General features: G+C 37.0%; 16 protein-coding genes and 1 tRNA gene. 12 read left to right on the top strand and 5 right to left on the bottom strand.

Annotated features, from left to right (window positions below; translation table 11 throughout):
- Nucleotides 1-105: 105 nt before the first annotated feature.
- From rnc to L1967_RS06465, 3 genes are read right to left on the bottom strand one after another with little or no spacing between them, the layout of a single operon-like run.
- On the bottom strand, nt 106-837 hold the full coding sequence (gene rnc / locus L1967_RS06475; protein ID WP_249600915.1) for a ribonuclease III: 732 nt from the start codon (nt 835-837) through the stop codon (nt 106-108).
- 6 nt (nt 838-843) lie between these two features.
- The gene (gene fabF / locus L1967_RS06470) at nt 844-2,097 is read right to left on the bottom strand and encodes a beta-ketoacyl-ACP synthase II (protein ID WP_249600914.1); all 1,254 of its coding nucleotides are present in this window, start codon (nt 2,095-2,097) and stop codon (nt 844-846) included.
- A 16-nt stretch (nt 2,098-2,113) separates the two neighbouring features.
- Nucleotides 2,114-2,350 carry an acyl carrier protein gene (locus L1967_RS06465; protein ID WP_013069791.1) on the bottom strand — a complete coding sequence of 79 codons (237 nt, stop codon included), beginning with the start codon at nt 2,348-2,350 and terminating at the stop codon, nt 2,114-2,116.
- 147 nt (nt 2,351-2,497) lie between these two features.
- Here L1967_RS06465 and purN point away from each other — a divergent pair, with 147 nt between their 5' ends.
- The 4 genes from purN (at nt 2,498) to L1967_RS06445 (ending at nt 6,667) form a co-directional block, all read left to right on the top strand.
- Nucleotides 2,498-3,097 carry a phosphoribosylglycinamide formyltransferase gene (gene purN / locus L1967_RS06460; protein WP_249600913.1) on the top strand — a complete coding sequence of 200 codons (600 nt, stop codon included), beginning with the start codon at nt 2,498-2,500 and terminating at the stop codon, nt 3,095-3,097.
- A gap of 3 nt (nt 3,098-3,100) precedes the next feature.
- The gene (rnhA, locus tag L1967_RS06455; RefSeq protein ID WP_249600912.1) at nt 3,101-3,562 is read left to right on the top strand and encodes a ribonuclease HI; all 462 of its coding nucleotides are present in this window, start codon (nt 3,101-3,103) and stop codon (nt 3,560-3,562) included.
- Nucleotides 3,563-3,645: 83 nt separating this feature from the next.
- Nucleotides 3,646-4,569 (top strand): PfkB family carbohydrate kinase, encoded by a 924-nt coding sequence (locus L1967_RS06450; RefSeq protein WP_249600911.1) that lies wholly within the window; start codon nt 3,646-3,648, stop codon nt 4,567-4,569.
- Nucleotides 4,570-4,768: 199 nt separating this feature from the next.
- Nucleotides 4,769-6,667, top strand: a complete 1,899-nt coding sequence (locus L1967_RS06445) for an amidophosphoribosyltransferase (RefSeq protein ID WP_249600910.1) — start codon at nt 4,769-4,771, stop codon at nt 6,665-6,667.
- A gap of 285 nt (nt 6,668-6,952) precedes the next feature.
- Here the strand turns inward: L1967_RS06445 and L1967_RS06440 are convergent, their stop codons facing one another.
- Nucleotides 6,953-7,561, bottom strand: a complete 609-nt coding sequence (locus L1967_RS06440) for a superoxide dismutase (RefSeq protein ID WP_249600909.1) — start codon at nt 7,559-7,561, stop codon at nt 6,953-6,955.
- Between the two features lie 157 nt (nt 7,562-7,718).
- Here L1967_RS06440 and L1967_RS06435 point away from each other — a divergent pair, with 157 nt between their 5' ends.
- The 6 genes from L1967_RS06435 to L1967_RS06410 all read left to right on the top strand — a co-directional run bounded on the left by L1967_RS06435 (nt 7,719) and on the right by L1967_RS06410 (nt 18,084).
- Entirely contained in the window at nt 7,719-10,841 is a 3,123-nt protein-coding gene (locus L1967_RS06435) for a UvrD-helicase domain-containing protein (protein ID WP_249600908.1), read from the top strand.
- 45 nt (nt 10,842-10,886) lie between these two features.
- Entirely contained in the window at nt 10,887-12,083 is a 1,197-nt protein-coding gene (gene kbl, locus L1967_RS06430) for a glycine C-acetyltransferase (RefSeq protein WP_249600907.1), read from the top strand.
- Between the two features lie 178 nt (nt 12,084-12,261).
- On the top strand, nt 12,262-13,647 hold the full coding sequence (locus L1967_RS06425; protein ID WP_249600906.1) for an OmpA family protein: 1,386 nt from the start codon (nt 12,262-12,264) through the stop codon (nt 13,645-13,647).
- Between the two features lie 88 nt (nt 13,648-13,735).
- Nucleotides 13,736-16,477, top strand: a complete 2,742-nt coding sequence (locus tag L1967_RS06420; protein ID WP_249600905.1) for a PD-(D/E)XK nuclease family protein — start codon at nt 13,736-13,738, stop codon at nt 16,475-16,477.
- Nucleotides 16,478-16,483: 6 nt separating this feature from the next.
- Nucleotides 16,484-17,386, top strand: coding sequence for an alpha/beta hydrolase family protein (locus tag L1967_RS06415; RefSeq protein WP_249600904.1), 903 nt, complete (start codon nt 16,484-16,486; stop codon nt 17,384-17,386).
- A gap of 122 nt (nt 17,387-17,508) precedes the next feature.
- Nucleotides 17,509-18,084, top strand: a complete 576-nt coding sequence (locus L1967_RS06410) for a DUF4468 domain-containing protein (RefSeq protein ID WP_249600903.1) — start codon at nt 17,509-17,511, stop codon at nt 18,082-18,084.
- A gap of 27 nt (nt 18,085-18,111) precedes the next feature.
- Here the strand turns inward: L1967_RS06410 and L1967_RS06405 are convergent.
- A tRNA-Ala gene (locus L1967_RS06405) sits at nt 18,112-18,185 on the bottom strand.
- 57 nt (nt 18,186-18,242) lie between these two features.
- Between L1967_RS06405 and L1967_RS06400 the strand changes: the two genes are divergently transcribed.
- Both L1967_RS06400 and L1967_RS06395 read left to right on the top strand, forming a co-directional pair.
- Complete coding sequence (locus tag L1967_RS06400) at nt 18,243-18,746, top strand: GNAT family N-acetyltransferase (protein WP_249600902.1); 504 nt, start codon at nt 18,243-18,245, stop codon at nt 18,744-18,746.
- Nucleotides 18,747-18,769: 23 nt separating this feature from the next.
- Nucleotides 18,770-20,110: an MATE family efflux transporter gene (locus tag L1967_RS06395; protein WP_249600901.1), complete on the top strand. Its 1,341-nt coding sequence runs from the start codon at nt 18,770-18,772 to the stop codon at nt 20,108-20,110.
- Nucleotides 20,111-20,215: the final 105 nt, after the last annotated feature.

Here is a 20,215-nt window from a genome sequence, read left to right as displayed (position 1 = left end):
TTATCGATAAAGATAAAATATCGATGACAAAAGTAAAGATTTAAATTGATTAATTTTTCATAATTTTTCACGAAAACGTTATAGTTATAGAGAATATGACAAAAATTAATTCATTTTATTTTGAAGTGCATAATACGCCCTTCTCGAAGCTTTCTCCTCAGCTTTCTTCTTGGAAGTAGCGCGAGCTTTAGAAATTACCTTTTTATCGATCCATAATTTAACCGCAAAATGCTTAAGCTCATCTTTACCGGTATCCTCGTAAACCTGATAATTAAATTCCTTTTTTTGCTTTTGGCACCATTCTATTAAAAGGCTCTTATAACTTATTACACGGCCTTCTAAAACTTCGATATCAACATAAGGTTCTATAACGCGGTTGTAAATAAACCGGTTACAATATTTATACCCCCTATCAAGATAGATCGCCCCTACAAGTGCCTCAAAAATATTTCCGTGAATATTTACACCAAACTGATCGTTAGGAATGTTAGATTTTACAAATCTTATAAGATTAAGATCTTTACCTAACTCGTTAAGATGCTTTCTACTTACAATTTTAGAACGCATTTTGGTAAGATACCCCTCATCCCCTTCAGGTACTTCCTGATAAAGGTGGGAAGCAATAACAGATCCTAACATGGCATCTCCTAAAAACTCGAGTCGCTCATAATTTATAGGATTCCCCAATTGATCTTTTACATTTAATGATCTATGGGTAAAAGCCCTCTCATATATCGAAAGATCTTTAGGGCGAAAACCTAATAATTTATGCAGCATATTAAAAAAATTCCCGCCTTTTGAAGAACGGGAATTTAATATGTTACGAATAACACTCATTAAGAGTTACTCAGTTAATTTTTTAAATGCTACACAGGCATTATGCCCGCCAAACCCAAAAGTATTACTCATCACGATATTCAATTCACGCTTTTGAGCTTTATTAAGGGTTAAGTTTAACGAAGCATCAATATTTTCATCAACATTTTCATGATTAATGGTTGGGGGTACGATGCTATGTTGCATAGCAAGTACACTCGCTATCCCTTCAATCGCACCGGCAGCACCAAGAAGGTGACCCGTCATCGATTTTGTTGAATTGATATTAATATTCTTCGCGTGATCTCCAAAAACTTTAGTAATTGCCTTTAATTCTGCCACATCTCCTAAAGGAGTAGATGTTCCATGCGTATTAATAGCATCTACATCTTCAGGCTTAATACCGGCATTTCTTAGACAGTTTTCCATCACTCTAACTACACCGTTTCCATCTGGATGTGGCGCTGTCATGTGATAAGCGTCTGAAGAAAGACCTCCACCAATTACTTCCGCATAGATTTTAGCACCTCTTGCTTTTGCGTGCTCATACTCTTCCAATATAAGCGCGCCGGCACCTTCACCTAGAACAAAGCCATCACGGGTTGCATCAAATGGTCTGGATGCAGTCTCTGGACTTTCATTTCTGGTAGAAAGGGCATGCATGGCATTAAATCCTCCCATTCCTGCAATAGTCACAGCAGCTTCTGATCCTCCTGAAACTATCACATCGCTATATCCTAAACGGATATTATTTAACGCGTCTATCATTGCATTGGCTGAAGAAGCACAAGCCGACACCGTAGTGTAGTTAGCCCCCATAAAACCATGTTTAATAGAGATATTACCAGGGGCAATATCAGCGATCATTTTAGGAATAAAGAAAGGATTAAATCTTGGAGTCCCATCTCCCGCCGCGAAGTTAAGCACTTCGTTCTGGAAGGTTTCCAATCCACCAATTCCGGCACCCCAGATTACACCTACGCGATATTTGTCTACCGCGTCCAGGTCTATCCCGGAATCTGCAATAGCCTCGTCTGAAGCTACCATGGCATATTGGGTAAATTTATCCAGCTTTCTAGCTTCTTTCCTGTCGAAGTAGTCTAATGGATTAAAATTTTTGAGTTCACAAGCGAATTTTGTTTTGAACTTTTCGGGGTCGAAATGCGTAATAGGGCCGCTACCACTTTTACCATTTACCAAGCCGTCCCAATATTCGCTAATATTGTTACCGATTGGGGTAAGGGCACCCAAGCCCGTTATTACAACTCGCTTTAACTCCATATGGTTCTTTTAAATTTTATTTTTTCGCGTCTTCAATATAAGAAATTGCTTGACCTACTGTTGCGATATTTTCAGCCTGGTCGTCTGGAATTTGAATATCGAATTCTTTTTCGAATTCCATGATTAATTCCACAGTATCTAATGAATCAGCACCTAAGTCGTTGGTGAAGCTTGCTTCATTAACAACTTCGTTCTCATCAACACCTAATTTGTCAACGATAATCGCTTTTACTCTTGATGCAATGTCAGACATAATATTTTATTTTAATTTTGATTAGGTGGCAAAAATAAAAAACTTTATTTTAAAACCGATTTTTACTTTAAAAATGTGAAGGTAATTTACATATTTTTCGATGAAAGAGGTTAACTTTATGTCCTAATAATTGTTAATAGCCTTGTTTTGAGCGATCAACTAAATAATAATAATGTAAGAAAAATCGTAATATTTGCTTCCGGATCAGGATCAAATACCGAAAATATTATACGCTATTTCGAAAACTCTGAAAATATTAAGGTAGCAGCCGTCTTCTCGAACAAAAGAAACGCCAGGGTTTTGCGCCGCGCTTACGATTTAGATGTACAGGCATTATATTTTGATAGAGATGCCTTTTATCACTCCAATGATGTACTTCATGTTTTAAAAGATATCGATCCAGATCTTATTGTACTTGCTGGCTTTTTATGGATCGTACCTAAAAATATCATCGAAAATTTCCCAAATCGTATTATTAATGTGCATCCTGCCCTATTACCTAACTATGGGGGAAAAGGAATGTATGGGATGCGCGTTCATGAAGCAATTATTACCAATAAGGAAAAAGAAAGTGGCATTACCATTCATTTTGTAAATGAACATTATGATGAAGGAGAGCATATCTTTCAGGCAAAAACCACTATAGAAACACATGATTCTCCAGAAAGTCTGGCCTCTAAAATTCACGAATTAGAACATCACCATTTTCCTTTGGTGATCGAAAAAATACTCCAAAAAGACACCTAAACATTGCAGGAACAAGTTCGAATTTATACTGATGGAGCTGCCAGAGGCAATCCCGGCCCGGGCGGTTATGGCATAGTCATGGAATGGGTGGGTAAATCTTACAAAAAAGAATTTGCCCAGGGCTTTAAACATACGACCAATAACCGTATGGAACTTTTAGCGGTGATCGAGGCACTTAAAAAACTCAAAAAAAATAATCTTACTATTAGAGTTTTTACCGATTCTAAATATGTAGCCGATGCCGTAGAAAAAAAATGGGTTTTTGGATGGGAGAAAAAAAACTTCAAAGACCGTAAGAATGCAGATTTATGGAAAGAGTTTCTAAGGGAGTACAGGAATCACCAAGTCTCATTCACCTGGATTAAAGGACATAACAATCATCCCCAAAACGAAAGATGTGATTCACTGGCTGTTCAAGCTTCCAAAGAAAAAGAATTATTAGAAGATACAGGTTTTAAAAATTAACCTTACAAATCGTCTAATTTAACTTTTGGTTTACAGCTTGAAAAACAAACCGTATATTTGCACCATAATTTTTGAATGCAATTATGAGCAAACTAGTTATTGTAGGAACTGTAGCCTTTGATGCTATCGAAACTCCTTTTGGAAAAACCGATAAAATTCTTGGTGGTGCAGGAACTTACATTGGCCTTTCGGCCTCAAACTTTAATGTAGATAGTGCAGTAGTCTCTGTAGTTGGTGGTGACTTTCCTCAAAAATACCTGGATCTTCTTTCTTCAAAAAATATAAATATAGACGGTATCGAAATTGTTGAAAACGGGAAGACATTTTTTTGGAGCGGTAGATATCATAACGACCTAAACTCTAGAGATACCTTAGATACCCAATTAAATGTACTGGCAGATTTTAATCCTGTAGTCCCTGAAGCATATAAGGATGCTGAATATGTGATGCTTGGCAATCTACATCCTTTAGTGCAGCTTAGTGTATTGGACCAGGTTAAAAATCCAAAACTTGTGGTTTTGGATACCATGAATTTTTGGATGGACAATACATTAGAAGATTTAAAAAAGGTAATCGCTAAAGTAGATGTTATTACTATTAATGATGAAGAAGCAAGGCAACTTTCTGGTGAATACTCTTTAGTAAAAGCAGCCAGAGTTATCGAAAAAATGGGACCAAAATATGTAGTTATTAAAAAAGGAGAGCATGGTGCTTTACTTTTTCATGAAGAAAAAGTATTCTTTGCCCCTGCCTTACCTTTAGAAGAAGTTTTTGATCCAACTGGCGCAGGCGATACTTTTGCCGGTGGTTTTATTGGCTATTTAGCACATACCAATGATATTTCTTTTGAAAACTTAAAAAATGCGATTATTTATGGATCAAATCTCGCTTCGTTTTGCGTAGAGAAATTTGGCACCGAACGCATGAATAACCTGTCGAAAGAAGATGTAAATATGCGGCTTGAAGAATTTAAAAAACTCACACAGTTTAAAATAGAACTAAAGTAAAGAAACGCGCCCTGTAATGTCAGGGCTTTTTTTGTTACTAATGTAAAATAAGGATGTCGATGAGCACATCATGATATTCTAAAAATAGAAATATAATTTAATTAACTAGAGTCCCTTATTCTAAAATTATGAGGATGAGGAAAAAATTAAAATCTCGTTGATCGAGTAAACAAATCCCACAAGGAGCAACAATACAACTATGAGTGACGCCATTAAACACGAATGTGGAATTGCACAGGTTAGACTGTTAAAACCACTTGAATACTACAAGGAAAAATACGGCACCGCTTTTTACGGCGTAAATAAAATGTACCTGTTAATGGAAAAACAGCACAACCGTGGGCAGGATGGTGCTGGTTTTGCCAGCATAAAACTTAATGTGCAACCTGGCGAACGCTATATAAGCAGGGTTCGCTCTAACCAGGCACAACCTATACAGGATATTTTTGAGCAGATAAATCAGCGTATTAATGACGAGATGAAAGAGCATCCCGAATATGCCGATGATATAGCGCTTCAAAAAAGAAAAATCCCATATTTAGGTGAACTTTTTCTAGGGCATGTGCGCTACGGTACTTTTGGCAAAAACAGCATCGAAAGTGTTCACCCATTCTTAAGGCAGAACAACTGGATGCACCGTAACCTTATCGTTGCAGGGAACTTTAATATGACCAATGTGAACCAGCTTTTTAACAACCTGGTAGAACTTGGGCAACATCCAAAAGAAAAGGCAGATACCGTGACCATTATGGAAAAAATTGGTCATTTCTTAGATTCTGAAGTTAGAAAATTATACAAAAAACTAAAGAAAGAGGGCTACACCAAACAACAGGCCTCCCCGCACATTGCAGAGCAACTTAATGTTGCCAAAATCCTTAAAAAATCTTCTAAAGACTGGGATGGCGGTTATGCAATGGCCGGACTTATGGGACACGGCGATTCATTTGTGCTTCGTGATCCTGCCGGAATTCGCCCTTGTTATTACTATAAAGACGACGAGGTTGTAGTGGTCGCTTCAGAACGACCTGTTATACAAACAGTTTTCAATTTAAATTTTGAAGACATTAAAGAATTAGATCCCGGCCATGCCATTATTACCAAAAAAAATGGCGATGTTTCGATTACTAAAATTATTGAACCTTTAGAACGAAAAGCATGCTCTTTTGAACGCATTTATTTCTCTAGAGGAAGTGATGCCGAAATTTATAAAGAGCGTAAAATGTTAGGTAGATTATTAATGCCCGAAGTACTTAAGGCCATTAACTATGATACCATAAATACGGTATTCTCATTTATTCCAAACACTGCTGAAACCTCTTTCTACGGAATGGTTGAAGCCGCACAGGATGAGTTAAACCGACAAAAAAACGAAGCCATCTTAACTGAAAAAGAAAACTTAACCGATGAGCGTCTTCAGGAAATCCTGGCCCATCGTCTAAGAACAGAAAAGATTGCGATAAAAGACGTAAAACTAAGAACTTTTATTACTGAAGATAGCAGCCGTGACGATCTTGTAGCCCATGTTTATGATGTAACTTATGGTGTTATAAAAGAAGAGGACAATCTGGTAATTATAGATGATAGTATCGTAAGAGGTACTACCCTAAAGAAAAGTATCATCAAAATGATGGATCGTCTTAATCCAAAACAAATTGTGGTCGTTTCTTCTGCACCACAAATTCGTTATCCAGATTGCTATGGGATTGATATGGCACGTCTTGAAGATCTTGTTGCTTTTAGAGCCGCTTTAGAATTACTAAAAGAACAAGACAATTATCAACTGGTTGAAGAGGTTTATAAAAAGTGTAAAGAACAATTAAACCTTAAAGATAAAGACGTTCAAAATTTCGTAAAAGAGATTTACGATCCGTTTACAGACGAGCAAATTTCAGCAAAAATATCTGATCTGCTAAGCGAACCTACCGTAAAAGCCGATGTAAAAGTGATCTACCAATCGGTAGACAATTTGCATAAAGCCTGCCCTAAAAACCTAGGAGACTGGTATTTTACGGGAGACTACCCAACTCCTGGCGGTAACAGAGTTGTAAATAGAGCATATATCAACTTTTTTGAAGGAAATAAGGACAGAGCTTATTAATTTTATTAAAATATGTGTATTTCAACCATTTTATAAGCCTTTTATCTAAAAGTTTTTAAACGAATATACATTATATCTATCTTAGTCTTGCCATAAAATTTAAGTAGGTTAAGTTCATGGTAGATTTGGGGCAAAAAAGGTGGATAACAATCCACCTTTTTTATTTTCTATACTTTCCTAAACACCCAAATACTAAAATCTTGAGGTCATTTCTAAAAACTTTAGAAATTAAAAAAGGCCGTTCTTACGAACAGCCTCTTTCAAACTTTAACATTAATCACTTAACTATTTTTCTTTTGCATAGCGACTTGCTACTTCTTTCCAATCGATCACGTTAAAGAATGCATCGATATAATCTGGACGTTTATTTTGATAGTTTAGGTAGTAAGCATGTTCCCAAACATCTAATCCTAAGATTGGTGTCCCGCCACATCCTACTTCAGGCATCAATGGATTATCCTGATTTGGAGTAGAGCAGATTTCTAATTTTCCGCCGTTGTGAACACATAACCATGCCCAACCTGAACCAAACTGAGTAGCTGCAGCGTTAGAAAATTCTTCTTTAAAAGCATCAAAAGAACCAAAAGCACTATCAATAGCTTCCGCTAATTCACCTTCTGGTTTTCCACCTCCGTCTGGAGACATCACTTCCCAGAATAAAGAGTGATTGTAAAAACCACCTCCATTATTTCGAACAGCGCTATTAGTTAAATCTAAATTTTTAAGAATATTCTCGATGGTTTTACCTTCAAGATCAGTTCCTTCGATTGCATTATTCAATTTTGTGGTATATCCAGCATGATGTTTATCATGGTGAATCTCCATTGTTTTTGCATCTATATGTGGCTCTAACGCATCGAATGCGTATTTAAGCTCTGGTAACGCAAATGCCATAGTCTTATATTTTTTTAGCGATTAGTAATAAATTCACTCAAATTTAAGTATTAAGCGGTGCAATGAAAACATTTAAATGTTATAATATACTTAAAAGCTTAGCCTTTTATAAAATCAATTTTACCTTACCTTTAACTCACATTTTTTACGAACAACTTTGACTAACAATTTCACCATATACAACGCTTCGGCAGGATCTGGAAAAACCTTTACCCTGGTAAAATCCTACTTAAGCCTACTTTTTAAATCGGGAAAAACCGATAGTTATAAAAACATCCTCGCTATTACCTTTACCAACAAGGCAGTAAACGAGATGAAAACCAGGATTGTAGAAAGTCTTTATGCCTTTACCAAAAAACCGGTTCCAGAAAGCTCCAAGGCACTTTTAGAAGCGGTTGCCAAAGAAACAAAACATTCTACGGAAGAAATTCAGCAAAAATCGGTAGCCATTTTAAAGAATATCATCCATAATTATGCGGCTTTCGAGGTTTCTACGATAGATGGTTTTACGCACCGCGTACTGCGCACATTTGCCAAAGACCTTGGATTACCCGTAAATTTTGAAGTGGAACTGGATACCGATAAGATCCTGAATGAAGCAGTAGACCGATTAATAAACCGTACCGGAAAAGACGAAAAGCTTACCAAAGTGCTGGTCGATTTTTCATTAAGCAAAGCCGATGACGACAAAAGCTGGGATATTGGTCGGGATTTGCTAGAAATTGCCAGGCTTTTGGTAAATGAGAACAATCAGTTTTACCTAAAACAACTACAGCCCAAAACGCTGGAAGATTTTGAAACCTTCAGAAAAAAACTAAAGCGACAAATCAAAAACAATCAGGCAGAAATTGGGCAAAAAGCAGATCAATTTTTTGAATTGATTGCCGATAGCGGCATTGACGCCACAGATTTTAGCGGGCAATATTTACCCAAGCACTTTCTAAAGCTTAAAGCCAACGAATCACCAAACTTCACTTCTAAATGGGTCGAAAAACTGGAAAATGAAGGCATTTTACCGTTAAAAAAGGGCAAAATGGCACTTGGTGACGCGATTCAGTCGCAAATCCTGGATCTATTTATTCAGACTAAAAAACTCTATTTCAGCTTAGAATTTTATACTGAAATTGGCAAACGCCTCACACAACTTTCGTTATTAAATGCCTTAAATCGGGAAATTCAGGACATTAAAGAAGAGCGACAAATTTTACTGATTTCAGAATTCAACCCCATGATCAGCGCTCAGGTTAAAGACCAGCCGGCACCGTTTATCTATGAACGTTTGGGCGAGCGTTACCAGAATTATTTTATCGACGAATTTCAGGATACCTCACAAATGCAATGGGAAAACCTGATCCCGCTTATCGATAACAAACTCTCGATGGAATCTCTACCTAACGAAACTTCAAGTTTAATGTTGGTAGGCGATGCTAAACAATCTATTTATCGATGGCGTGGCGGTAAGGCAGAGCAGTTTATCGATTTAAGCAACGAAGGCAATCCTTTTCAGATCGAAAAACAAGTTTACAACTTACCCGATAATTATAGAAGTGCTGCTGAAATTGTGAATTTTAATAATCGGTTTTTTGGATATGCTGCCGATTTTCTTGGTCACCCCGAATACAGTAACTTATTTAAACAAAGTGCACAAAATCCTAAAAAATCGGGATCGGGATATGTAAATATCAGCTTTATCGAAGCTGAAAATAGCGAGGAAGAACAAGAAGTTTATCCTGAAAAAGTGATCGAAATAATAAACAATCTCGACGCTAAAGGTTTCAAAAGAGCTGATATTTGTATTCTTACCCGACGAAAAAAAGAAGGTATCGCGATTGCTTCAGCTTTAAATGAACAGGAAATCGATGTGGTTTCTTCTGAAACCCTATTGATTTCGCGCTCACCTGAAGTACATTTTATCTGTGACCTTTTAAAATTCTCGATCACTCCAGAAAATAATGAGCTTAAATTATCGATTTTCGCTTTTATACAGGAACATTTATTACAACTTAAAGATCCCCATGCGGTAATTTCAGAAAAAATAACAGCGAACGGAAACGACTTTTTTATCTGGTTGCAGCAATTTGAATTCGATTTTAATCTGGATTTCTTAAATGAATATTCCGTTTACGAAAGCTGCGAATACATTATTAGAAGTTTTGGACTGGTTAAAGATTCTAACGCCTACATTCAGTTTTTTCTGGATTTTGTTTACGAAACCACACAAAAAGACACCGAAGGGATTCAGGGGTTTTTAGAAATCTGGGAACAAGAAAACGAGAAGCTTAGTATTATTGCACCGCAACAGGAAAACGCGGTGACTATCATGACCATTCATAAAGCCAAAGGCCTGGAATTCCCTATCGTGATCTATCCTTTTGCCAATTCAGATTTTAAAGACACACGCAAAGACTCGCTTTGGGTGCCAAATGATAAAAATTTAAACGAGATTCCGGTAAGTTATATCAACGCATCATCTAAAATGGAAAATTGGGGCGAAATCCCAGACGCCTTGTATACGCAATTGCTTTTTCAAAACGAGTTAGATACCCTAAACGTATTATACGTAGCTTGTACAAGGCCCGTAAAACAGCTGTATATTTTATCGAAACTCGACCTGGATAGAAGTGGTAACGAAAATCCTTCAAAAACTTCAGGATTACTTATGGGCTATCTAAAACAAAATAACGTTTGGAACGACGAGCAAAAAAATTACGAATTTGGTGAGATTGAACCACCAACTTCCAAAGAGAAAGAAAATGCAGACATCACCCTGCAATACTTTTACTCCTCTGCAACGCAAAACCAGGCCGTAAATATTGTTACGCGATCGGGTAGTTTATGGGATACCAAACAACAGGAAGCGATCGAAAAAGGGGAAATTATTCATGATCTTTTAGCTGAAATTAATACCGTAAAAGACCTAAAACCGGTATTAAAAAATGCCATTGCCAACGGCATTATTACTGAAGAGGTTTTTGATACCATAGAAACTTTACTAAAAAGCATTATTAAGCATCCAGAGCTTGAAACCTATTTTTCTGAAGCCGTAAAAAATTATAACGAAAGGGATATTATTACTCAAGACGGCGAACGATTACGCCCGGACCGATTAAATTTTAAAGAGCAGCTGGTAAGCATCATCGATTATAAAACCGGTGCTTTTGATGCAAAACATGAACGCCAGATTAATAATTATGGCGAAACGCTCACCAAAATGGGCTATCAAATCGACAAAAAAATACTCGTATATACAAACAAAGCGCTTTCCCTTCGGTTTGTATAAAAGAGATACTTAATTTTGAAAAAAAAATCAAATCACCTAACGATTATGTACGGATCTATTAAAGAACACCTTCAAAAAGAAATAGAAGACATTAAAGACAACGGATTGTTTAAAAGAGAACGTATCATTACGACTCCACAAGATGCTGTTATTAAAATTAATACCGGGCAGGAAGTGATTAACTTTTGCGCCAATAATTACCTGGGGCTTTCTTCGCACCCAGAAGTTATCCAGGCCGCAAAAGAAACCATGGATACACACGGATTTGGAATGTCTAGCGTTCGTTTTATTTGTGGGACTCAGGATATTCATAAAGAATTAGAACAAAAAATTGCCGATTTTTACGGAACAGAGGACACCATTCTTTATGCCGCTTGTTTTGACGCGAATGGCGGAATTTTTGAGCCACTGTTAACCAAAGAAGATGCAATTATCTCAGATTCTTTAAATCATGCTTCGATTATAGATGGAGTTCGCCTTTGTAAAGCAGCACGTTACCGTTACCAGAACGGAGACATGGCAGATTTGGAAGCACAACTTAAAGCCGCTAACGAAAATGGCGCCCGTTTTAAATTGATCGTTACCGATGGTGTTTTCTCTATGGACGGACTCGTGGCGCCATTAGACGAAATTTGCGACCTCGCCGATAAATATGATGCCATGGTGATGATCGACGAATGCCATGCCACCGGATTTATTGGAGAAAAAGGAATAGGCACTTTAGAAGAAAAAGGAGTGCTGGGCCGTGTAGATATTATCACAGGTACTTTAGGGAAGGCGCTTGGTGGCGCCATGGGCGGCTATACTACAGCAAAAAAAGAAATTATAGAAATACTTAGACAACGCTCTCGTCCTTATTTATTTTCAAATTCTTTGGCACCTTCTATCGTTGGGGCTTCCCTAAAAGTTTTTGAAATGCTAGAAAAAGATGATAGCCTAAGAAATAAACTAAAAGAAAACACCAAATACTTTAAACAAGGAATTAAAGATGCCGGTTTTGATATTATTGATGGTGACGCGGCTATTGTACCGGTAATGCTTTACGATGCAAAACTATCACAGGATATGGCCGATAAATTACTGGAAGAAGGTATTTATGTAATAGGATTCTTTTATCCTGTAGTGCCAAAAGAAAAAGCAAGAATTAGAGTGCAATTATCGGCAGCACACCAAAAGAAACATCTTGATAAAGCTATCGCAGCATTTACAAAAGTTGGAAAAGAACTTGGGGTTATTGATTAACTTATTTTTAGGAATTAGAAAATAAATTCTTAACAAAACCATAAAATCGAAGCAAATCTTCTAAAGAAAGTTATTATATCGATGATATTATTAAGAAAACTTTATTATCGCAAACTTTGGTACTGAGCAAACACCAACTAATTTTGCGGTAATTAACACTTAAAACTAAACTATTGATATGAAACATCTTTCTAAACTAATCGCACTATCGATGGTCGTTCTGGGTATAAGTTCTGCTAGTGCGCAGGATTCAAATAACCCTTGGGCGGTAAGCATTGGTACAAACGCTGTGGATTTTTATCCAACAAATAACGGAGCTCCATTGAGTAATGGATTTTTAGATGAATATTTTAATGTAGGTGACCACTGGAATATTTTGCCTTCTGTTTCCCAACTTACTGTTGGTAGATATATTGGTGCCGGGTTAGTTGCAGAAATTGACGGTTCTATTAACCAAATTAGTGATTTTGGAGACAGAGCCGTAGATGATCTTTCTTACTACTCTGTAGACGGATCTATTAATTACTCTTTAAGAGCAATGCTTAACGATGGATGGTTTGATCCTGTTGTTGGTGTTGGTGGTGGTTATACCTGGATTGGTGACCAAGACGGTGAAGATCTTGAAAATTTAGATGCTGCTACTTTAAATGGTAGCTTAGGGATTAACTTCTGGTTTACAGATAACTTAGCACTTTTTGTAGAGTCTAAATATAAACATGCTTTTGACCCTAAAATGGGACAACATTTCCAACATAGTGCGGGTATCAAATTTATGTTTGGTGGAACAGATACCGATGGTGACGGAATTTACGACAAAGATGATGAATGTCCAGAAACACCAGGACTGCCAGAATTTAATGGGTGTCCAGACTCAGATGGTGATGGAATTCCAGATAAAGATGATGAATGTCCTAATACTCCTGGTTTAGCAGAATTTAATGGGTGTCCTGATACTGACGGTGACGGAATCGCTGATCCAGATGATGAATGTCCAGAAACTCCTGGTTTAGCTGAGTTTAACGGATGTCCAGATTCAGATGGTGACGGTGTACCAGATAAAGATGATGAATGTCCTGATACTCCTGGTTTAGCCGAGTTTGACGGATGTCCAGATTCAGATGGTGATGGTGTACCAGATAAAGATGATGAATGTCCAGAAGTTGCAGGAACTGTTGCTAACAATGGATGTCCAGAGCCTACTGCTGAAATTATTAAAGAATTAAACGAATATTCTAACACTGTATTATTCGACTTTAATAAAGCTACAATTAGAAGCGAGTCTGAAGAAGCTCTAAATTCTATCGTAGAAATTATGCAGGAATACCCAAAAACTACATTCCACATTGGTGGCCATACTGATAGTGTAGGTAGTGATAAATATAACCTTAAACTTTCTAAAGAAAGAGCTGCTTCTGTTAGAGAATATCTAGTTGAAGGTGGAATCCCAGCAAACAGATTAACTTCTGAAGGTTATGGCGAAACAAGACCTATCGCTTCAAACAGTACTGATGCCGGTAGACAAGAGAACAGAAGAGTTGAAATCTCTTTACAGGAAGAAGAATAGTAACAAACGCTAACAAAATACTTGTTAGAAACACTATAAATCTCGAAAAAACGCGCTGAATGCTCAGCGCGTTTTTTATTTTTATACTATGAAATCATTTATTCGTCAGGTACTAGAACAACTGCAAAAAGAAGATACTCCAATCTCAGATTTAGTATTTGTTTTACCCAGTAAAAGAGCAGGAGCTTTTTTACTAAACGAACTTAGCCAACTTACGGCTACCACTATTTTTGCCCCTAAAATTTATAGTATAGAAGAGTTTACTGAAGAAGTATCGGGTTTAAAAAGTATCGATAATACTACCAGTTTATTCGAGTTTTATGAAGTTTACCAACAACTTACGCACAAAGAAGAATTAGAAAATTTTGAAACTTTCCTGGCCTGGGCACAAAGTCTTATTCATGATTTTAATGAGATTGACCGTTATCTAATCGATGCCGAAAAGTTTTTTAACTACCTGGCCGATATTCAGGATATCAATCACTGGTCTAAGCAGCACCGAACCGAACTTATCGAAAATTACCTGAAGTTTTGGGATCAACTACCCCAATATTATGCGGTTTTAAAAGAAAATCTTTTCGAAAAAGAGCAGGGCTATCAGGGGTTAATTTATCGTTCGGCGGCTTCAAAAATCGCTGAATATGCTTCAGAAAATTCATCCCAAAAACATATATTCTTAGGTTTTAACGCGTTAAATTCAGCCGAGCAGGTTATTTTTCAGGAGCTATTGCAGCAAAAATTAGCAACGGTTTTTTGGGATATCGACAATGTGTTCCTAAAAGATTATCAACACGAAGCTTCGCTGTTTATAAGGGAATATTTAAAAGACTGGCCTTTTTATCAGGAACATCCGCTTAATCCGGGAATCGAAGAATACCGTGAAGAAAAAGATATTTCAATTACCGGAATTCCTAAAAATATTGGTCAGGCCAAATATTTAGCTGAACTACTAGCTGATAAAAGTGAAGCCGAATTAGAAAAAACAGCTATTGTTTTAGGTGATGAAAGCTTGCTATTGCCTATTTTAAACAGTTTACCGCCCAACGTAAAGGATTTGAATATTACGATGGGATTTCCGCTAAAAAACGCGCCCGTCACCTCTTTATTCAATTCGTTATTTGATTTACACACCAAATCGGGTTCCAGCTATTACTATAAAAATGTCATTGCCATTATAAATCATCCTTCTCTGCATCAAATATTAAAACCGTATGCTTCAAAATTTATTCAGAAAATAAATAAAGAGAACACTGTATACCTGAAATTTGAAGAAATTGACGCTAATTTTCCCGCAAAGCTTCAGGAGTTTATTAGCTGGTGTTTTAAAAGCTGGGAAAATTCGGCCAAAAATGCCATCCAAAATTTTCAGAATATTGTTTTTAGCATAAAAAATAGTTTAAAAGAGCAACAAGCAGGTAAACTACAATTAGAATTTTTATATCATTTTCACAAACTATTTAATCAGCTTCAAACTTTAAATACTACGTATCCTCATATCAGCAGCTTAACCGCTTTGCGGAATTTTTATAATGAAATTATGAGTACGCAAAGTCTGGATTTTCAGGGACGGCCATTTAAAGGCTTGCAGCTTATGGGAATGTTAGAATCCCGTGCACTGGACTTTGAAAATGTGATTATCACCTCGGTAAACGAAGGTACGTTACCATCAGGTAAATCCAATAATTCATTTATTCCTTACGATCTTAAAAAGTCCTACAACCTGCCTACCTATCGTGAAAAAGATGCGGTATATACCTATCACTTTTACCGACTTTTACAGCGCGCTAAAAAAGTGACCTTACTTTATAATACCGAAAGTGGCGGATTAAATTCCGGAGAAAAAAGCAGGTTTTTAACCCAGCTGGAAATTGAAAAGCAACCCAGGCACCGTTTAAAAATCAATACCGTCTCGCCAAAAGTGCCCAAGGTAAATAACAAATTAAAGGTGATTGAGAAAACCCCGGCCATAATCGAGAAATTAAAAAGTCTAGCTAATTACGGGTTTTCACCTTCAGCGTTAACCAGCTACATTAGGAATCCGCTAGATTTTTATTATCAATACGTACTGGGTGTTAAAGAAGAAGAGGAAGTTGAAGAAACCGTGGCCTATAACACCCTGGGAACAGTAATACATGATAGCCTGGAAGCATTTTACAAGCCACTGGAAGGAACGCTATTAACTGAAGCCCATATTCTGGATTTTAGAAAACGTATTGGCCAGGAGGTTGCCACGCAGTTTTATAATACCTACACCAAATCACCAATCTTACAGGGGAAAAACTACCTTATTTTTGAAATCGCCAAACGCTACCTCTCGAACTTTTTGGATCTGGAAAGTGATCGTTTAAAAAAAGGGGAAGCGATAGAAATTGAAAAGATTGAAAAAGATTTAAAGTCGAAAATCGATATTCCAGAAATGCATTTTCCTGTCTTCATCAAAGGAAAAGTAGATCGCGTAGAAAATTGTAACGGAATCACCAGAATTATTGACTATAAAACGGGAAAAGTCGAACAAAGTAAAATAGAAATTGTAGATTGGGAAGATCTCACTACAGATTATGATAAGTACAGCAAGAGTTTTCAGGTGCTTGCCTATGCTACGATGATGAAAAATGAAGAAAATATTCCGTTGCCTGTTGAAGGGGGGATCATTTCCTTTAAAAACCTGAAAGCCGGTCTCCTAAAATTTGCCAAGCGAGAGAAACCGCGAGGTGGATCTAAAGATTTCTCGATAAGCGAAGACACTTTTTTAGCTTACGAAGACCAATTAAAAAAATTAATTACTGAAATTTGCAATCCGGCGATTCCATTCACCGAAAAAGAGATTTAAAAGCTTATGGAGATTACTAGAAAGAAGAATATTCAAATTGAAGGAAAACATAACAAACCAATACTTTGCGATTTGTTTTTTCAGGACGATCAAAAACCAAAACCTGTGGTTATTTTTTGTCATGGCTACAAAGGTTTTAAAGACTGGGGCGTTTGGGATAAAATGGCCGAAACTTTTGCTGAAAAAGGTTATTTTTTCGTAAAATTTAATTTCTCGCATAATGGTACCACGCCAGAAAACCCCACTGAATTTTTAGACATCGAAGCTTTTGGTGACAACAATTACACCATAGAATTAGATGATCTACAATCGGTAATCGATTGGGTTTTATTACCAGATTTTCCAGATGCTATACAAATAGATGTTAGCCATATTAACCTTATTGGGCATTCCCGCGGCGGCGCTATAGCCATTATTAAAGCTGCCAACGAAAAGCGCATCACCAGACTGGTCACTTTTGCGGCCCCTACAGATCTTGGATCTAAATTCCCAACCGGAAAAGATCTTGAAAAGTGGGAAAAGAAAGGGGTGCAATACATTATAAATACACGTACAAAACAACAATTGCCTCACCATTATCAGTTTTATAAAAACTATAAGGAAAATAAAGAGCGTTTTAATGTGAAGAATGCCACTAAAAAGCTGGAAATTCCTCATTTAATAGCACACGGCAGTAACGATACTACGGTTTCTATTTCCTGCTCTGGTGAGTTATTTGAGTGGAGCCCGATTTCAAAATTACTGTTGGTAGAAAATGCCAATCATGTTTTTGAAGCATCACACCCTTGGGAAAAAGCAGAACTTCCAGAGAAATTTCAATATTTACTAGACAGGACATTTCCATTTATCGCTGCAGACGTTCAGGATCTGATTGATGAATATGGAGATAATGACGACGATGACAATTAAAATAAAGGATTTTAAAGCCTGTTTATAACCTTATCAAACCTCCTTATTCCATAATGAATGTAGGAGGTTTCTTTTTTTCTTTTCCCATAGGAATTATCTTTGACCTTAAAAAGCTATAAAAAATGAATCGATTTTTAATATTCTTTCTTTTGCTAGGCCTAACAGCATCTGCCCAGTTTAACGATAAAGGCAATTTATATTACGAAGAAACCATTAGCCTTAATGGTAAATCTACTGAAGAAATTAAGGAGAAACTCCACGAATGGCTGTTGTCTGAATTTGAACAATCTAACATAAAGGCCTCTAAAAACACCCAAAGTGAGATGATCGCAGATATTACTTCTACAGTGGATATCAAACAAGGAAGTGCTACCATTCCTATGAATATTTACTTCGGAATTTTAAGCAGTTTTAAAGATAATGAGATTAGCATACAGCTAAGTCATATCGATATTGGCCCTACGCAAACACCGGTTAAAATTAATTTTCCGGACTTTGAGACCTTTAAAAATGAAATGCAGGAAACGGTAAACCGACTAAGCGGTGACGCAAAAGCAAAAAATCAGGCTATTCTGGATAATGAAAAGAAAATTAAAAGTATTTACGAGCGTGGATTACAAAATCACGAGCAAATGCTCACTGCTGTAAAAGACTACATTACCGGAGTAGTAGAAAGATTAAAGGCCTATATCAAATAAAAAACCTCGCAATCTTGCGAGGTTTTGTGGAGAATATCGGAGTCGAACCGATGACCTTTTGGCTGCCAGCCAAACGCTCTAGCCAGCTGAGCTAATCCCCCGTTTTGATGGAAGCAAATTTATAAATTTTATTCAAATAAAAAAGTTTTTTAAACCGAATGATCAAACTTGCACTACCCCAGGATCTTACCGAGATAAAACGTCTTACTGAAAGTTGTGCTGAAGCCATGATAGATAAAGGGATTAACCAATGGAACGAAAACTATCCGTCTAAAGAAAAACTCGCTGCAGATATCGACAAAAAAGAACTATTTAAGCTGGTAAATACAGAAAATGAGATTATGGGGATCATCGTTTTATCTTCTGCGATGGATAAGGAATACCTTCCCATACACTGGATCACTGAAAATAAAAATAATCTATATGTGCATCGCCTGGCCACAGATCCAACTTTTTGGGGGCTTGGTAACGGAAAAAGATTAATGGACTTTGCTGAAGACTTCGCCAGGGATCACCAATATACTTCGGTTAGGCTGGATACCTTTAGCCAGAACAAAAGAAATCATCGCTTTTACGAATCTAGAGGTTATAAAAGATTAGGGGATATTTTCTTCCCGGTGAAAAGCGAATATCCGTTTCACTGCTACGAGTTAGTTCTATAAAAAACCCGTCTATCTTTACCAATATGGCTAAATTAGATACCTCAGCAGTAAGTTTTAAAAATATTAACAGGATAGCAATACCTGCAATTATCGCGGGTATTGCAGAACCTTTAATTTCGCTTACCGATATTGCCGTAATTGGAAATGTAGAAAATAACTCGGTTGAAGCATTAGCCGCAGCCGGCATTGTAGGATCATTTCTATCTGCCGTGATCTGGATACTCGCACAGACAAAAACAGCAATTTCAGCAAAAGTATCTCAGCATTTAGGTGCCAATCGGCTTCATGCGATAAAAACGCTGGTTCCCCAAACCATTGTTTTTAATCTGCTCCTTAGCCTTTTTATCTACGGAATTACCGCTCCACTGGCCCAAATCATATTTAGCGCGTATAATGCAGAAGGGTTAATTTTGGATTACTCGGTAAGCTACTATCAGATAAGAGCTATTGGTTTCCCATTAACACTGCTCACCTTTACCATTTTTGGCGTATTTAGAGGCTTGCAAAACACCTCTTGGGCCATGAAGTGTAGCTTAAGCGGTGCAGCAGTAAATATTATATTAGATTACCTGCTGGTATATGGCATCGATGGCTATATCCCGGCAATGCACCTGGAAGGTGCAGCCTATGCCAGTCTTGTCGCCCAGGCCGCCATGCTTATAATGGCTTTATGGTTTTTCTTTAAAAAAACACCATTTCATCTTAAACCCAGTTTAAAACTTAATCCTGAATTTAAACCGCTTTTGGTCATGGCCGCGAATCTTTTTTTAAGGACGCTTTCCTTAAATATCGCCATTATGCTAGCCAATGCCTACGCGACAGATTATGGCGAAAACTATATTGCCGCACAGAGTATTTTGATGAATATCTGGTTATTTTTTAGCTTTTTTATCGATGGGTACGCTAACGCCGGTAATGCTATTGGCGGAAAGTTACTAGGGGCTAAAGACTACAAAAACCTTTGGGAGCTCAGTAAAAAAATCTCGAAATACGCAGTACTCATCGCTTTGATTTTGATGCTAATTTGTGGAATTTTCTATAATCAAATAGGCATGCTGTTTAATAAAGATGAAGTAGTCTTAGCTCTTTTTGCCTCTGCTTTCTGGATCGTTCTTTTAATGCAACCCATAAACGCGATCGCTTTTATGTTCGATGGGATTTTTAAAGGCCTGGGAGAAGCCGCTTATCTGCGCAACCTGTTGCTGGTCGCTACTTTTTTAGGGTTTACCCCGGCACTGCTAATTTCAGATTATTTTGGGTTAAAATTATACGCAATCTGGATCGCCTTCTTCGTTTGGATGCTGATTAGGGCAAGCGGACTCGTTATTAAATTCCGAAGAAAATATCTTAATAAAGAAGTCTAGCATACATTACAGAATTCTTACGCTAACAAACATTTACTTATAGATTTTCGTAGCTTAAATCTAATTTCAGGATTACTATATAGTTTGTTACATTTGATAAAACAT

The sequence above is a fragment of the Zunongwangia pacifica genome (genome assembly GCF_023499215.1).
GTDB lineage: Bacteria > Bacteroidota > Bacteroidia > Flavobacteriales > Flavobacteriaceae > Zunongwangia > Zunongwangia pacifica.
This window is presented reverse-complemented; position numbering and strand designations above follow the sequence as displayed.

Excerpts from the sequence above, each read along its gene's own strand:
- rnc (WP_249600915.1), bottom strand. The coding sequence starts at position 837 with ATGAGTGTTATTCGTAACATATTAAATTCCCGTTCTTCAAAAGGCGGG.
- fabF (WP_249600914.1), bottom strand. The coding sequence starts at position 2,097 with ATGGAGTTAAAGCGAGTTGTAATAACGGGCTTGGGTGCCCTTACCCCA.
- L1967_RS06465 (WP_013069791.1), bottom strand. The coding sequence starts at position 2,350 with ATGTCTGACATTGCATCAAGAGTAAAAGCGATTATCGTTGACAAATTA.
- L1967_RS06450 (WP_249600911.1), top strand. The coding sequence starts at position 3,646 with ATGAGCAAACTAGTTATTGTAGGAACTGTAGCCTTTGATGCTATCGAA.
- L1967_RS06445 (WP_249600910.1), top strand. The coding sequence starts at position 4,769 with ATGAGTGACGCCATTAAACACGAATGTGGAATTGCACAGGTTAGACTG.
- L1967_RS06440 (WP_249600909.1), bottom strand. The coding sequence starts at position 7,561 with ATGGCATTTGCGTTACCAGAGCTTAAATACGCATTCGATGCGTTAGAG.
- kbl (WP_249600907.1), top strand. The coding sequence starts at position 10,887 with ATGTACGGATCTATTAAAGAACACCTTCAAAAAGAAATAGAAGACATT.
- L1967_RS06425 (WP_249600906.1), top strand. The coding sequence starts at position 12,262 with ATGAAACATCTTTCTAAACTAATCGCACTATCGATGGTCGTTCTGGGT.
- L1967_RS06420 (WP_249600905.1), top strand. The coding sequence starts at position 13,736 with ATGAAATCATTTATTCGTCAGGTACTAGAACAACTGCAAAAAGAAGAT.
- L1967_RS06415 (WP_249600904.1), top strand. The coding sequence starts at position 16,484 with ATGGAGATTACTAGAAAGAAGAATATTCAAATTGAAGGAAAACATAAC.
- L1967_RS06410 (WP_249600903.1), top strand. The coding sequence starts at position 17,509 with ATGAATCGATTTTTAATATTCTTTCTTTTGCTAGGCCTAACAGCATCT.
- L1967_RS06400 (WP_249600902.1), top strand. The coding sequence starts at position 18,243 with ATGATCAAACTTGCACTACCCCAGGATCTTACCGAGATAAAACGTCTT.
- L1967_RS06395 (WP_249600901.1), top strand. The coding sequence starts at position 18,770 with ATGGCTAAATTAGATACCTCAGCAGTAAGTTTTAAAAATATTAACAGG.